The organism is Shinella sp. 838 (genome assembly GCF_029623935.1).
GTDB lineage: Bacteria > Pseudomonadota > Alphaproteobacteria > Rhizobiales > Rhizobiaceae > Shinella.
In genome coordinates this window covers 76,283-90,106 of sequence record NZ_JARSBQ010000009.1, presented here as the reverse complement: position 1 = coordinate 90,106, position 13,824 = coordinate 76,283, and the positions used below count along the sequence as shown (strand labels likewise).

14 protein-coding genes are annotated in these 13,824 nt (G+C 61.8%); 11 read left to right on the top strand and 3 right to left on the bottom strand.

Going from position 1 to position 13,824, the window contains the following annotated elements; genetic code table 11:
* Window positions 1-19: 19 nt before the first annotated feature.
* Complete coding sequence (locus P9A16_RS23515; RefSeq protein WP_023516979.1) at window positions 20-919, bottom strand: LysR family transcriptional regulator; 900 nt, start codon at window positions 917-919, stop codon at window positions 20-22.
* Between the two features lie 156 nt (window positions 920-1,075).
* On the opposite strand from P9A16_RS23515, the gene P9A16_RS23510 reads away from it, so the two are divergent.
* Window positions 1,076-1,765 (top strand): hydrolase, encoded by a 690-nt coding sequence (locus P9A16_RS23510; RefSeq protein WP_023516099.1) that lies wholly within the window; start codon window positions 1,076-1,078, stop codon window positions 1,763-1,765.
* A gap of 90 nt (window positions 1,766-1,855) precedes the next feature.
* On the opposite strand, the gene P9A16_RS23505 is transcribed toward P9A16_RS23510, so the two are convergent.
* Window positions 1,856-2,272 carry a MarR family winged helix-turn-helix transcriptional regulator gene (locus tag P9A16_RS23505; protein ID WP_023516098.1) on the bottom strand — a complete coding sequence of 139 codons (417 nt, stop codon included), beginning with the start codon at window positions 2,270-2,272 and terminating at the stop codon, window positions 1,856-1,858.
* Between the two features lie 279 nt (window positions 2,273-2,551).
* Here P9A16_RS23505 and P9A16_RS23500 point away from each other — a divergent pair, with 279 nt between their 5' ends.
* From P9A16_RS23500 to P9A16_RS23460, 9 genes are all read left to right on the top strand, one after another.
* A complete protein-coding gene (locus P9A16_RS23500) occupies window positions 2,552-3,622 on the top strand; it encodes a substrate-binding domain-containing protein (RefSeq protein ID WP_245462190.1) in 1,071 nt (356 codons plus the stop codon).
* A gap of 306 nt (window positions 3,623-3,928) precedes the next feature.
* On the top strand, window positions 3,929-5,146 hold the full coding sequence (locus P9A16_RS23495; protein WP_023513740.1) for an urea ABC transporter substrate-binding protein: 1,218 nt from the start codon (window positions 3,929-3,931) through the stop codon (window positions 5,144-5,146).
* Window positions 5,147-5,211: 65 nt separating this feature from the next.
* Entirely contained in the window at window positions 5,212-6,078 is an 867-nt protein-coding gene (locus P9A16_RS23490) for a branched-chain amino acid ABC transporter permease (protein WP_023513739.1), read from the top strand.
* Complete coding sequence (locus P9A16_RS23485) at window positions 6,075-7,112, top strand: ABC transporter permease subunit (RefSeq protein ID WP_023513738.1); 1,038 nt, start codon at window positions 6,075-6,077, stop codon at window positions 7,110-7,112. The genes P9A16_RS23490 and P9A16_RS23485 overlap by 4 nt, the downstream gene beginning before the upstream one ends.
* Complete coding sequence (locus tag P9A16_RS23480) at window positions 7,109-7,831, top strand: ABC transporter ATP-binding protein (RefSeq protein ID WP_024269888.1); 723 nt, start codon at window positions 7,109-7,111, stop codon at window positions 7,829-7,831. The genes P9A16_RS23485 and P9A16_RS23480 overlap by 4 nt, the downstream gene beginning before the upstream one ends.
* A complete protein-coding gene (locus tag P9A16_RS23475) occupies window positions 7,824-8,534 on the top strand; it encodes an ABC transporter ATP-binding protein (protein WP_023513537.1) in 711 nt (236 codons plus the stop codon). The genes P9A16_RS23480 and P9A16_RS23475 overlap by 8 nt, the downstream gene beginning before the upstream one ends.
* Before the next feature lie 30 nt (window positions 8,535-8,564).
* The gene (locus P9A16_RS23470; protein ID WP_023513538.1) at window positions 8,565-8,864 is read left to right on the top strand and encodes a putative quinol monooxygenase; all 300 of its coding nucleotides are present in this window, start codon (window positions 8,565-8,567) and stop codon (window positions 8,862-8,864) included.
* A 25-nt stretch (window positions 8,865-8,889) separates the two neighbouring features.
* Window positions 8,890-10,389 (top strand): aldehyde dehydrogenase family protein, encoded by a 1,500-nt coding sequence (locus P9A16_RS23465; RefSeq protein WP_023513539.1) that lies wholly within the window; start codon window positions 8,890-8,892, stop codon window positions 10,387-10,389.
* A gap of 70 nt (window positions 10,390-10,459) precedes the next feature.
* Window positions 10,460-11,710: a M20 family metallo-hydrolase gene (locus tag P9A16_RS23460; protein ID WP_023513540.1), complete on the top strand. Its 1,251-nt coding sequence runs from the start codon at window positions 10,460-10,462 to the stop codon at window positions 11,708-11,710.
* Window positions 11,711-11,771: 61 nt separating this feature from the next.
* Here the strand turns inward: P9A16_RS23460 and P9A16_RS23455 are convergent, their stop codons facing one another.
* Window positions 11,772-12,746, bottom strand: a complete 975-nt coding sequence (locus P9A16_RS23455) for a phosphotriesterase family protein (protein ID WP_023513541.1) — start codon at window positions 12,744-12,746, stop codon at window positions 11,772-11,774.
* A 159-nt stretch (window positions 12,747-12,905) separates the two neighbouring features.
* Here P9A16_RS23455 and P9A16_RS23450 point away from each other — a divergent pair, with 159 nt between their 5' ends.
* Entirely contained in the window at window positions 12,906-13,820 is a 915-nt protein-coding gene (locus P9A16_RS23450; protein WP_023516392.1) for a phosphotriesterase family protein, read from the top strand.
* Window positions 13,821-13,824 lie beyond the last annotated feature (4 nt).

Here is a 13,824-nt window from a genome sequence, read left to right as displayed (position 1 = left end):
GTGATGGCATAAGCCTCCCCTATTGCAGCGCCGACATATAGGCAGGCACGTGCTGCTCGAAATATTTCGAGAAGGCGGCAATGCGTGGCGGCAGCGTCTGATACGGGGGATAGTACAGGGTCAGCCACAGCTCGGGCGGCGACCAGCGCGGCAACACGTGCACCAGCCGACCGGCCTTCAGATGCGCTGCGACGTGAAAGCGCGGCAGCAGCGTGACGCCAGCGCCCTCCGCCGCCATGTCGGCCAAGACGTCGCCATTGTTCGCGCTGAAGCTTCGGCCGGCGGAAATCTCGATGTTCGCGCTGCCGTCCGAGAGCACCCATGCTTCCCGACGGCTTTCGCCGCTATAGGCGAGGCACTCGTCGGGCGTCAGTTCGCCGGGATGGTCCATGGCGGCGAACCGGCTGTCGGGCGCTGCCACGAGCACGCGGGGGATGACGCAGACCTTTCGCCAGATCGTGAACTTGTCGGAAGGCGCCGAGGAGATTCGGATGGCAAGATCGAAATCCTGGTCGAGGATGTTGACGAAGCCATCGGCCAGGGAGATCTCGAAATTGATCTTCGGATAGAGCTTTCGAAACCCGGAGAGGATCGGCGGCAGAACGGCCTTACCGAACCATGTCGGTGCGCTGATGCGAAGCCGTCCCTGGTCCGTCTTATGGGCATCCATGATGTCCTTGCGCGCCGTTTCGAGCGCCTGGAACGCCGGCTGGATCTGCGCGGCGAAGATCGCGCCGTCCGTCGTCAGGGACACCTGGCGCGTCGTCCGCACGAAGAGCTGAAGACCGAGCTCCTCTTCCAGCGCGGCGATGGTGCGCGTGATGGCGGCAGGCGCCATGTTGAGTTCCCGCGCCACCTGGGCGAAATTTCGCTTCTCGGCAGCCAGCAAGAAGATGCGCAGGGCCTTGTAGTCATTCATCTCTATTATTTCTATAATCGCAATTCATTGCGAATTATTATTGCAATTTTCCAACACAATCAATGCCGCTACCTTGTCTCTATCGAAACACACCGACGCAAAACGGAAAGGGCAAGGGCGAGGAACCCTTCCCCCCAAACCAGAGAGGAGACAGACATGTCCAGGAAACTCGAAGTCCTGACCCCGGAAAACAGCCAGATCATCTTCATCGACCAGCAGCCGCAGATGGCTTTCGGCGTTCAGTCGATCGACCGCCAGGCGCTGAAAAACAACGTCGTGGGGCTTGCCAAGGCGGCCAAGACCTTCGGCATTCCGGCAACCATCACGACCGTCGAGACGGACTCCTTCTCCGGCCATACCTATCCGGAGCTGCTCGCCGTTTTCCCCGAAAACGATATCCTCGAGCGAACCTCGATGAATTCCTGGGACGACCAGAACGTCCGTGACGCGCTCGCTCGGAACGCTGCGGCCGGCCGCAAGAAGATCATCGTTTCCGGCCTGTGGACGGAAGTGTGCAACACCACCTTCGCCCTCTCCTGCCTGCATGACACCGACTACGAAATCTACATGGTCGCCGATGCATCCGGCGGCACATCGATGGATGCCCACAAATATGCCATGGATCGCATGGTCCAGGCCGGTGTCGTCCCGGTCACCTGGCAGCAGGTGCTCCTGGAATGGCAGCGCGACTGGGCCCACAAGAAGACTTATGACGCTGTCACCGCCATCGTGAAGGAACATTCCGGTGCCTATGGCATGGGTATCGACTATGCCGTCACCATGGTTCACAAGGGCGAGGAACGTACTCACCACGGCAAGCGCATTGGTCCCAATCCGGCCCGCTGAGCGTCAACCATACGTCGAACAGAGGTCGGTTCCCTCAGGAGCCGGCCTTCGCGTGTTCCGTCTTCTGCCGCGCGGGGGGAATGCTGCGCGTTATACGATCTGCTTGATAAAGCTTTCCAGCATGATTTTCAGGCGCTGGGCATCCTCGCTGCCGTAGTTGTCCTCGACCTTCGCCTCATGCTCCTCGACACGCTTGTTCTGCGAGGCAAGCATCGAGGCCCCCTTGTCGGAAAGGAACATTCGCACCTTGCGCCGGTCGGCGGGGTCGGGAACCCGATAGACGAGCGCATCCTGCACCATGCGATCCACCAGCTTTGTGAGCGTCGGCAAATTGAGCGCCAGCTCCTCGGCAAGCTTGCCCATCGGCAGCCCACCGGCCTCCGACAGAACCTTCATCAGCCGCCACTGATCCAGCGACACGCCCTCGGCTGTCAACTGGCGGCTGAGGTGCCGGTTCGCCTGAGCGAGCAGATGCGAAAGATGTTCGTTGAGCGAGCGTTCGGCCATGATTCTTTAATGAGCAATTGTTTAATCGGAAACTATATATATAGTGCTTCAGTCCCGCCGCATAGGCGGGGCCCAACGAAAACAAAAAAATCACAATCCGCCGTTGCGGAGCGTGTCGTCCAGGGTGGAGCGTAGAATAAAAGGGAGAACGCCGTGACGTTCGATTCTGCTCTGGCCGGCGGGGCCAGCGGCATCTGGATGCGCAACCCAGCCTCTTCGCGCCAAAGCCGGGTTCCCTTACGCCAGACCCTGCTTTCCAAACGCGCAGGTCACCAAAACATGTCCGTACCGCGCAAACGAGAGCCTATCCGGATCGGGTTGCTCGTCCCCTTCCAGGGGGCGGATGCGATCTGGGGGCCATCCTGCCAGTACAGCGCCGTTCTCGCCGCGGCCGAGCTCAACGAGAAAGGCGGCATCCTTGGCCGACAGATAGAGCTTCTGGCCGCCGATGCCGGCGGCAGCCCGCAAGCCGTTGTCGAGCGTGCCCGCGACCTTGTCGAGCGCCAGGGCGCCAATGCACTGGTCGGCGTCCACCTCTCCTCAGTAAGGGTCGAACTTGCCCGCGCCCTGGCCGACCGGGTACCCTATGTCTTCGCTCCACTCTTTGAAGGCGGTACGGAGGGCGAGAGGGTATTCAGCATCGGCGAGGTGCCGGAACGGCAGTTTTCCGGCGCCGTGAGCCATTTCATGGATCACCAGGGCGCGCAGCGTTGGTTTCTCGTCGGCAACGACTATGTCTGGCCCCGGGCTTCACACAACTGGGTGCGCAACTTCGTCCTGCAGCGGGGCGGCGAGATCATCGGAGAGGAATATGTCGGACTTGGCGACGACACGACGCACCTCATCGACCTGATCGGGGCAGCGGACCCTGATATCGTCTTTCTCTCTTTAGTCGGCTCGGAATGCGTGCCCTTCAACCGCATGTTTGCCGAGCGCGGCCTGTCCCGCCATATCCTCCGTCTCTCGGGTGCTGTGGAGGAAAACACGTTGCTGGCAATCGGCGCAGACAACACCGAGAACCTGTTCTGTGCCGCCGGCTACTTCAGCGCGCTGCAGACACCGGAGAACGACACCTTCCTGAAGCGCTACCGGGATGCCTTCGGCGTGACGGCGCCCGTGCAAGGTGTCTTGAGCGAGGCCTGCTATGAGGGCTTGCGCTTCTTCGGTGCCCTGGCCACCCGCGCACAATCACTGGAAATCGACGCTCTGTCACAGGCTTTCGAAGGCCTCAGCTTCGAAAGCCCCCGCGGCGTGACCACGATCCGAAACGGGGTCGTTTCCGGGCCGACCTACCTTGCCCGCGCCGACGGCACCGAGTTCGAGATTCTTCGCAGCTTCGACGCCATCTGACCTCCCCTCTCCGGTTTCGACAATCGGAGGCACGTTCCTCGCCCGCGATCAGAAGGCACGTCCCTGCGAAGGCGCCTTTCCAATCCTTCATATCCTGCTGTTTTGAAACAGGCTTTCCGGAAGCCACGGCTTGAAAACCGTTGCTGGCAAAAAATACTTGAAAAAGAAAATATTGAATATATAAATATTATTGACCGCACGAAGACCGCCTGCCCGTTCCCATCGGTTTGGGCCGACCCCGCAGACACCCGTCTGCCGGGACGAATTCGTACGTCCATTCGGATCTACTAAGAAGAGGGTGAACTCATGAAAATCAGCAGACGCCTGTTTCTCGGCGGTACGGCCGCCGCCTTGACCGCTCCTTGGGTCAATCGCAGCTTCGCGGCTGACGACATCACGATTGCGAGCATCTACGATCTTTCCGGCGGCCTCGAAATCTACGGCCAGCCGATCGACGCCTGCCTCGATCTTGCCGTTGCCGAACTGAACGAGGCCGGCGGCCTGCTCGGTCGCCAGATCAAGGTCCAGAAATACGATCCGCAGTCCAACATCCAGCTCTACACGCAGTTCGCGACGGAAGCGGCAACGAGCCTGCAGGCTGCGACCGTCTTTGGCGGCATCACCAGCGCCTCCCGCGAAGCCATCCGGCCGATCCTCGGTCGGTACCAGACACTCTACTTCTACTCGCCGCTCTATGAGGGCGGCGTCTGCGACCGCAATACCTTTTTGACGGGCTCGACCCCTTCGCAGACCATCGGCCAGCTGATGCCCTTTGCCATCAAGAACTTCGGCAAGAAGGTCTATGTGCTCGCTGCCGACTACAACTACGGTCAGATTTCCGCCAAGTGGGTACGCGACTTCACTACGCAAGCCGGCGGAGAAGTGATTGCTGCGGAATTCTTCCCGCTCGACGTCACCGATTTCAGCGCGGCAATCCAGAAGATCCAGCGCGAGAAGCCTGACGTGATCTATACGCTCCTGGTGGGCGGCAACCATATGGCCTTCTTCCGCCAGTGGGCGGCGGCCGGGATGACGGGCCAGATCCCGATCGTCTCCACGTCTTTCGGCGGCGGCAACGAACATATCGTCCTGACGCCTGCGGAATCCGACGGCGTCATGGCCGCATTCGGCTATTTCCAGGAGATAAAGTCGCCAGCCAACGAGGCCTTCGTGAAGCGCTACCACCAGAAGTTCGGCGACAAGGCGCCCTATGTGACCGAGCATGCCTCGGCGACCTATAACGCCGTCCACCATTGGGCAAACGGCGTCAGGAAAGCCAATTCCCTCGACCGCATGGCGGTCATAGAGGCGATCGAGAGTGGCTCGACGGTTGACGGGCCTGGCGGCCCCTCGACGATCGATCCCAAGACGCACCATTGCGCCACGGACGTCCATTTTGGCCGGGTCAAGACCCACAGTTTCGAAATCCTCGAAAGCTTCGCGAACCAGCCGCCGGCCGACACGGCTGCCGTTTGCGACCTGGTCGCCAACCCGAACGACAACCAGCAATACGTCATCCAGTAATCGCTGACGCATTGCCTCCCGGCGCGTGGCAGGCCGCGCACCGGGAGCCACCCGGGACAAATCCAGTGGACTATTTTCTTGTTGTGCTGCTCCAGATCGCTGGAGCGGTCGGCAACCTCGCGCTTGTCAGCGTCGGGCTTGCCGTCATCTTCGGCATGATGCGGGTCATTAACCTTGCCCATGGCGAGTTCATCATGCTCGGCGGTTTTGCAGCGATCTTCAGCGTGCAGGCCGGCGTCAACATCTGGCTTGCGATGCTGGTGGTCGCGCCGCTGAGCGTGGCCCTGCTCGGCGTGCTGGTCGAGCGCCTCATCATGCGCCGCCTTTATGGCCGCATGGTCGATACCATGCTGGCAAGCTGGGGCCTGAGCCTGCTGCTCATCGGCCTTGCCACCACTTTCTTCGGCAATCGCGTCGTCGGCGTCGCTGCCCCGGTCGGCAGTTTCCGTATCGGCCAATACAGTCTGGGCGCCTATGATTTCGTGCTGACGGGCATCGTCCTCGTCATCTTTGCCGCAGGCTATGCAGTGTTGCGCTTCACGCGCGTCGGCCTGGTTGCCCGGGCAACCATGCAGAACCGGGAAATGGCCTCGTCCCTGGGCATCGAACCCTCGCGGGTCTACGCCGTCACCTTCGCGATCGGCTCGGCCCTCAGCGGTTTGGCAGGCGGATTGCTGGCCCCGATATCCGGCGTGTTGCCCACCATGGGCGTCGCCTATGTCGCCAAGGCCTTCATCACGGTCATCACCGGCGGAGCCAGCGTCATCACCGGTACAGCGCTGAGCTCGACCTTGCTCGGCAGCATCAACACGGTGTCCACCTTCATCACCACACCGGTTCTCGGTGACGTGGCGCTGCTTCTTGCCGCCACCATCTTCCTGCGTCTCCTGCCGACAGGCATCACCGGCCGCATTTTCAGGGGGGCACCATGAGCTTGTCCACATTCTGCCGGGCCAGCGGCACGCATATCGCACTCGCAGCCATCGCCATGCTGGCAGCGATCATCATCTTCCCCACCGTCGCGCCGCTCTACACGCTGATCAACGTCACGCTCTACATGTCCATGGGCATCTTTGCGCTGAGCCTGGCGCTTCTCTGGGGCTATGGCGGCATCCTCTGCTTCGGCCAATCGGCGTTCTTCGGCCTCGGCGCCTATGCCTATGCCATTGCCGCCATCAACTTTGGCGACACGACGCTTGCAGCAGCCTTCGCCATAGGGATCCCGGCCCTGTTCGCGGCCGGCCTTGGTTACTTCCTTTTCTATGGCCGCCTCAGCGATGTCTATCTCGGCGTCATTACGCTTACCGTCACGCTCATCCTGTTCAAGCTGATCAACAGCACCGGCGGTGACGCCTGGCGGATCGGCGCGGCGCGACTCGGCGGCTTCAACGGCATTCCCAACACACCGCTGCTGACAATGCCGTTTACCGGCGCTCCGCTGTCCCCTGCGAACATGTTCGTGTTCGCCTGCATCGCCCTGTTTGCAACCTACACCCTCTGCAAGTGGCTGATCGCCACCCGCTTCGGCCGCGCGGTGATTGCCGTGCGGGAAAACGAGATGCGGGCGGAATTGCTCGGCTACAATGCCAAGCGCCTGAAGCTCGCCGTCTTTGTTATCTCTGCGGGCATTGCTGGGCTGGCCGGATTGCTGTTTGCCAACTCCGTCTTCGTCAGCCCGACCATGTTCAGCCTCTCCATGGCCGCGCAGGTGCTGATCTGGGTGGTGGTCGGCGGCCTTGGCACGCTCTTGGGCCCGGTCGCAGCCTGCTTCGCCCTGCAAATCGCGGCGGCAGCGCTCGGCAAACTCGGCTTTGTCGACCCAAACATCGTGCTCGGGCTGGTGCTGATCGTTTTCGTGGTCTTCGTCCCGGGCGGCATCCAGCCTGCTCTCGCCGCGCTCCTTGCCCGCATCAGTCTCCCCTTCAGCAAGTCCCAAGGGCACATGCGCAGGGAGGCCACACGATGAGCGACTATCTCCTCGAAGCGCAGGACGTCGCCATGCATTTCGGCGGTGTAAAGGCACTCGACGGCGTGGATCTACGCCTGAAGAAGGGCGAACTGCGTTGTCTTCTCGGCCCCAACGGCGCCGGCAAGAGCACCTTCTTTCGCTGCCTTACCGGCACCTACAAGCCAACCCGAGGGCGCATCCTCTTCAAGAGCGACGATATCGCCGGCAGGGAGCGGCACGAGATCGCCCGTGCCGGCATCGGGGTGAAGACCCAGGTGCCCAGTCTGTTCGACGGTCTCACCGCCCATGAAAACCTGTGGCTCGCCCTCCGCACGGTCCACAACACCGCCGCCCGGGAAGAGAAGATCGCTGATGTCATGGAGCGGGTGGGCATTTCATCGCTGCGGGGCAACGTGCTCGGTCGCATGGCCCATGGACAACGCCAACTCGTGGAACTGGCCATGGTTGTCGCCAGTGATCCGGACCTCGTGCTGCTCGACGAACCGGCAGCCGGTATGACCGACGGCGAGGTGGAGCGCCTTGCTTCCATCATCCGCGACCTGAACCGCACCCATACCGTCGTGGTCGTGGAGCATGACATGCACTTCATCCGCATGATCGCGGATCAGATCACAGTCTTCCATCAGGGTCGCATCCTGGCGGAGGGCCATGTGGAAAGCATCCTCGCGAACCAGACGGTCCGGGATGTCTATCTGGGGAAAAAACATGATGCCTGATCTCCTGACCGTCAAAAATCTCCAGTCCGGCTATGGCCGCATTCCGATCCTCTTCGGGATCAGCCTCTCGATCGCACAGGGCGAATTCGTCGGCATTCTCGGCCACAATGGCATGGGCAAATCGACGCTTCTGCGCACGCTGATGGGGCACATCGCCGCGACCGGCGGCAGCATCCATCTTGCGGGCCACGATGTGACCAAGGCCTCTCCCGCCGCCCGTTCCCGGGCCGGCATCGGCTACGTCCCGCAAGGACGCCAGATATTCCCGGCGCTCTCGGTGATGGACAACATGCGCGTCGGCGCCGCCCACCAGAGCCCGAGGCAGGCCAAGGCGATCATCGATCAGATCATCGAGGAACTGCCACGGCTGAAGCCGATCCTGTCGCGGGCCGGCGGGGTGCTCTCCGGTGGCGAGCAGCAGATTCTCGCCCTCGCCCGCTGCCTCTGTGCCGATCCGAAGCTGATCCTGCTCGACGAACCGACCGAAGGCATTCAGCCGTCCATCATCGAGGAAATGAAGGACACGCTGAAGGCCCTCGCCCGCTCACGCAACCTTTCGATCCTGCTCGTGGAGCAGAATCTCGACTTCATCAGCGATCTTGCCACCCGGGTCCTCGTCATCAAGCGCGGCCAGCTCTCCGGCGAGATCGACCCTGCCAAACTGCACGACGCCGATCTGGCGGGTGACTTCCTGCCCGCCTGATCCCCTTCAACACCCAGAAACGAGGTCACCATGATCACCATCACCGCCGTCATCCGTGCCCGCAAGGGCTACGAGCAGACCATGGCCCAGGCCCTGCTCGAAGTTGCCGAGCATGTGCGCGCCAACGAGCCGAACACGATCGGTTTCCATATTTCCCAGGATGCGCAGGACCCCTGCCTGTTTGCCACATACGAGCGCTTTAACGATCGCGCCGCGATGGACCTGCATAACAATTCCGACGTCGTCGCCCGCTTCTTCGGCATCGCAAAGCCGATCCTCGACGGCGAGGTCATCCTGATCACCGCCAACGAAATTTCCGCCAAAGCCTGAAGATCGACAAGGGGAACAGAGCACCATGAACGCACCCGTAACTCTCCGGCGCCTTGGCGCGGATGCCGCCCGCTTCGTGGCGAAGGAAAAGAAGCTCTATATCGACGGCAAATGGGTTCCGTCCGCCGAAGGCGGCACCATAGAGATCATCGACCCTGCGACCGGCGAGGCCTTCGATCGTGTTCCGGAGGGCAAGGCCGCCGATATCGACCGCGCCGTTGCCGCCGCCCGCAAGGCGTTCGATGACGGCCCATGGGCAAACATGACACCGGCCGACCGCGGAAAGCTCGTCTGGACGCTTGGTGATCTCGTCGAAAGGCATGCGGACGAACTGGCGGAGCTCGAGGCGCTGGACAATGGAAAGCCGGTGACGGACGCCAGGAACGGCGACATTGCCTTTTCTTACGAGTTGCTGCGTTACATGGCCGGCTGGAGCACGAAAATCTGCGGCCAGACCATCCCGCTGTCGGCCGGTGCTCCGTTCCATGCCTATACGCTGCGGGAGCCGGTGGGCGTCTGCGGCCAGATCGTGCCGTGGAATTTCTCTTTCATGATGGCCGTCTGGAAAGTCGCGCCGGCGCTTGCTGCAGGCTGCACGATCGTCCTCAAGCCGGCCGAGCAGACACCGCTGACGGCCCTGCGCCTTGCCGAACTGGTCGAAGAGGCCGGCTTCCCGGCCGGCGTCTTCAACGTGGTGACAGGCTATGGCGAAACTGCCGGCGCGGCACTTGCCGCCCATCCCGACGTCGACAAGATCGCCTTCACCGGTTCCACGGAGGTTGGCAAGAAGATCCTCGACGCTGCCAAAGGCAACTTGAAAAAGGTCTCGCTCGAACTCGGCGGAAAGTCGCCGATGATCGTCTTTGCCGACGCCGATCCCGCTGTCGCGATCCCCGCCATCGCCTATGGCATCTTCTACAATATGGGCCAGACCTGCACGGCCGGAACCCGTCTTTATGTGCACAAGGACATCGCCGATACCATCCTGAGCGGCTTGAAGACCTTTGCCGAATCCATGTCGATCGGCGTCGGCCTCGACCCCACGACACAGATCGGCCCGCTCGTCTCCCAGGAACAGTTCGACCGCGTCAGCGCCTATGTGAAGGCGGGCCTTGCCGAGGGTGCGAAGCTCTATTGCGGCGGCAAACGCGCTGGCACGGAAGGATATTTCCTCGAACCCACCATCCTGACGGAAACCACTCCCGATATGTCCGTCGTCAAGGAGGAGATCTTCGGGCCGGTTCTGGTCGTCGCCACCTTCGATGACGACGGCATCGACGCTATCGTCAAGGAGGCCAACAACTCGATCTATGGATTGGCCGGCAGCGTCTTCACGCGCGATGTCAGCCGTGCCCACAAGGTCGCCAAGAAGCTGAAGGCGGGCACGGTGGGAGTGAACACCCACCATGTCATCGACCCCGCGCTTCCGTTCGGCGGCTTCAACCAGTCCGGCTGGGGGCGTGAACAAGGCTACGAAGCCATCCTCCTCTATACCGAGGTGAAGTCCGTCGGCATTGCGCTCTAGGACCGCCGATGCCGTGGCGGTTTCACCGCCACGGCATGTACTCTGGACAGGAAACACGAGACGACGACGCATGCACAATCTGACGATCGACGGTGAACGCCTCTGGCAAACCATCATGGAGACATCGGCCTTCGGCGCCATCGCGGGAGGCGGTATCGGCCGGCTGACGCTGTCTGAGGCAGACAGGAATGTCCGCGACTGGCTTTGGGAACAATGCGAGGCCATCGGCTGCAGCGTCAAGGTCGATACGGTTGGCAACATGTTTGCACTGCGGCCCGGTACCAATGGGAATGCGCTGCCAATAGCCATGGGCAGCCATCTCGACACGCAGCCGACCGGAGGGAAGTTCGACGGGATTCTCGGCGTGCTTGCAGGGCTGGAAGTGCTCCGCACGCTACATGACGCGGGCTACGAAGCGGAACATCCGCTGATGCTGGTCAATTGGACCAACGAGGAAGGCGCACGTTTTGCGCCCGCCATGCTCGGCTCAGGCGTTCATGCCGGCGTCTTCGACCAGACGTTTGCCGACAGCCGCGTGGATGCCGATGGCGTTTCGTTCGGCGAGGCCATCGACGCAATCGGTTATCGCGGCAAGGCCCCTTTGGGAGAAACTCGCTTTGCAGCAATGTTCGAGCTGCATATCGAGCAGGGGCCGTTGCTGGAGCGGGATACCACCGACATTGGCATCGTGACCGGCGTCCAGGCAATGCGATGGTACGACCTGGCCATCACCGGCCGGGAAGCCCATGCCGGCTCGACCCCGATGGACATGCGATGCGATGCGCTTGCCGATGCCGCGGCGGTCATCCTCGGTGCACAGGAGATCGCCCGCAGGTTCAAAGGCATGGCAACGACAGGCCAGCTATCGATTGCCTCTCCCTCTCGAAACGTCATTCCCGGCACGGTGACGCTCAGCCTCGATATGCGCCATCCGACGGATGACGGGCTCGACCAGATGGAAGCCGAGGTGGCAAAGCTTGTTTGGAGCCAGTGCCAGGAGCGGGCCCGGACTGACGTGGTGTGGAACAGCCCGGCCGTGCATTTCGATGCCGGTTGCCTAGCGACGGTTCGGCAGGCAGTGAAGCGCATCGGCGCGAGCGCGCGCGATATCGTTTCCGGCGCGGGCCATGACGCCGTCTATGTCTCGCGCGTTGCGCCCACGGCAATGATCTTCATCCCCTGCCGGGAGGGCCTGAGCCACAATCCTGCCGAGAGCGCGGAGAAAGGTCACTGTGTCCTTGGCGCCCAGGCACTGCTTGAGAGCGTGCTGTCCCACAAGGTTTCGCGCGGCCCTCAACAGGGTGCCACCGAAACACCCTAACCTCGCGCCTGCGGCGGCAGCCAGCCCGGCGTCGCGACAGGCGTCCGGGCTGTACGATCTATCAAAGCGTGAAGGCGAAGGCCCGCTGCGGGTTGGCGACCATGAACTTGTGGATGAGAGCCTTGCCGTCAAATCCCGCCTCACCGGCCTCCTCGACAAAACGCGGCACCCATTTTTCGAGGATGAAGCCCATGCCAAGCCCCCCTTCGCCATAGCTGGCAAACATCGTGCGCCGCGCGATATCGCCGCCGACCATGACCTGATCCTCGTGCCCGCGCCGCACAAGATCAAGGATGCAGCGCGTGCGCACGTCTTCGGAATAGTATTTGACGCGGGTAATGCCGTCGAAGCTGAAGAAGGCGCCGGTTTCGGCAACCTTGCGATGCAGCCAGGGATCGGGATTACGGTCGAGATGGGCGATCGTCAGGCGGGTGGGGTCGATCCCTTCCTGCTTGAGAAGGTCGAGTTGCTCGAGCGCCATCGTGCCGAGTTCCGTGTGCGAATGGATGGGCGCGCCGGTTTCCTTGTGCGCATCGAGCACGGAAAGAAGCACCTTGATCTCGGCCTCGCTCATCGTGTTGTAGCCCGTGCCGAACTTGACGACGCCGCCCCTGATATCCGTGCCATCCATGCCCTCGGTGACTTCGCGCCGGACATGATCGGCGAGTGCCGTGCGGCTCTTCGATGCGATCCACTGCGCGTAGGTCATGCCCTGGCCGCGCATCTGCGCCGGCCACATGATCGCCTTGTTGAACCCTGCCGTTGCGATCACCTGCACGCCCGCCGCCCCGGCAATGCGCTTCACCGTCCCCACATCCCGGCCATAGTCGATCGCCGTCGCATCGTAGATCGTCCGCCCGCCTGCCCTGGCGAAGATCTCCAGCTCCGCCTGAGACGCCTCCGGACTGTCGAGGAGCAGATCCGCATCACCCTTCTCCTTCCAGAGTGCCGGGACGCAATAGATATGGTCGTGGGCATAGGTCACACCCATCTCCGACGGATTGATATCGCCAGCCACGGTCCGCACGAAAGCCATTACACTCTCCATATGGAAAACATTTTCACAAAAAGAATTGCACAAATTCAATGAATAGGCACGAATAAAATGAATATACGAAAATAATTGCAATATGCCATCCGTCTGCTAAGCTAAAGCCATCGCGCCCCACGCTCACCCGCCTGATCAGGAATGCCCATGAGAAGAATCCGCACAGTGCTTGGAGATATCGGGACCGATGGTCTTGGCCTCGTCTACAGCCACGAACACCTGATCACCGATCCGCCCGCGATACAGAAGGATCGGGATCTCGAGCTTTCCAGTTATGAGTGCTCGCTGCGCGAGCTCATCATCTTCAAGGAGAGCGGCGGCACGCTGCTGGTCGAGGCAACGACGCTCGACTATGGGCGCAACCCCGCGGCGATGGCGCGCATGTCGCGCGAGGCCGGTGTACCGGTCGTCGCCGTCAGCGGCTTCAACAAGGCCGCCTATTTTCCGCTCTGGGTGGAAACGACCCCGCTCAACGCGATCGCCGACAAGCTGGTCCGGGACGTGTCGGAGGGCATGGATGGCGGCCCACACAAGGCAGGGCACCTCAAGTCCGGCGGCTCGTACAACTTCCTCCACCCGCTTGAGGAAAAGACCACGCGGGCCGTCGCACGCGCCCACAAGGAAACCGGCGCGCCGATATGGCTACATACCGAAGCCGGCACGATGGGCCTCGAAATGCTCGACATTCTTGAGAGTGAGGGCGTGGCGCTGGAGCGCGTGGTCGTTGGCCACTCCGACCGCAACCCCGACCCCTACTATCATGCAGCCATCGCCCGGCGCGGCGCGACCGTTCAGTTCGACGGCGTCTCGAAGGTAAAGTACCACCCGGACAGCACCCGCATTGCCTGCATCAAGGCCCTGCTGGATGCCGGCCATACCGAACGCCTGATGATATCGGGTGACATGGGCCGGGCCTCCTATCTTGCCGGCTACGGCGGCGGCCCGGGCTTTGCCTTCATCGCCAAGACGTTCATCCCGCGCATGCGGGAAGAGGGCATAGACGAAGGGGCAATCGAAACGATCTTCAAAAGGAACCCGGTGCGCTGGCTTGCCCAGTTCTGACCGT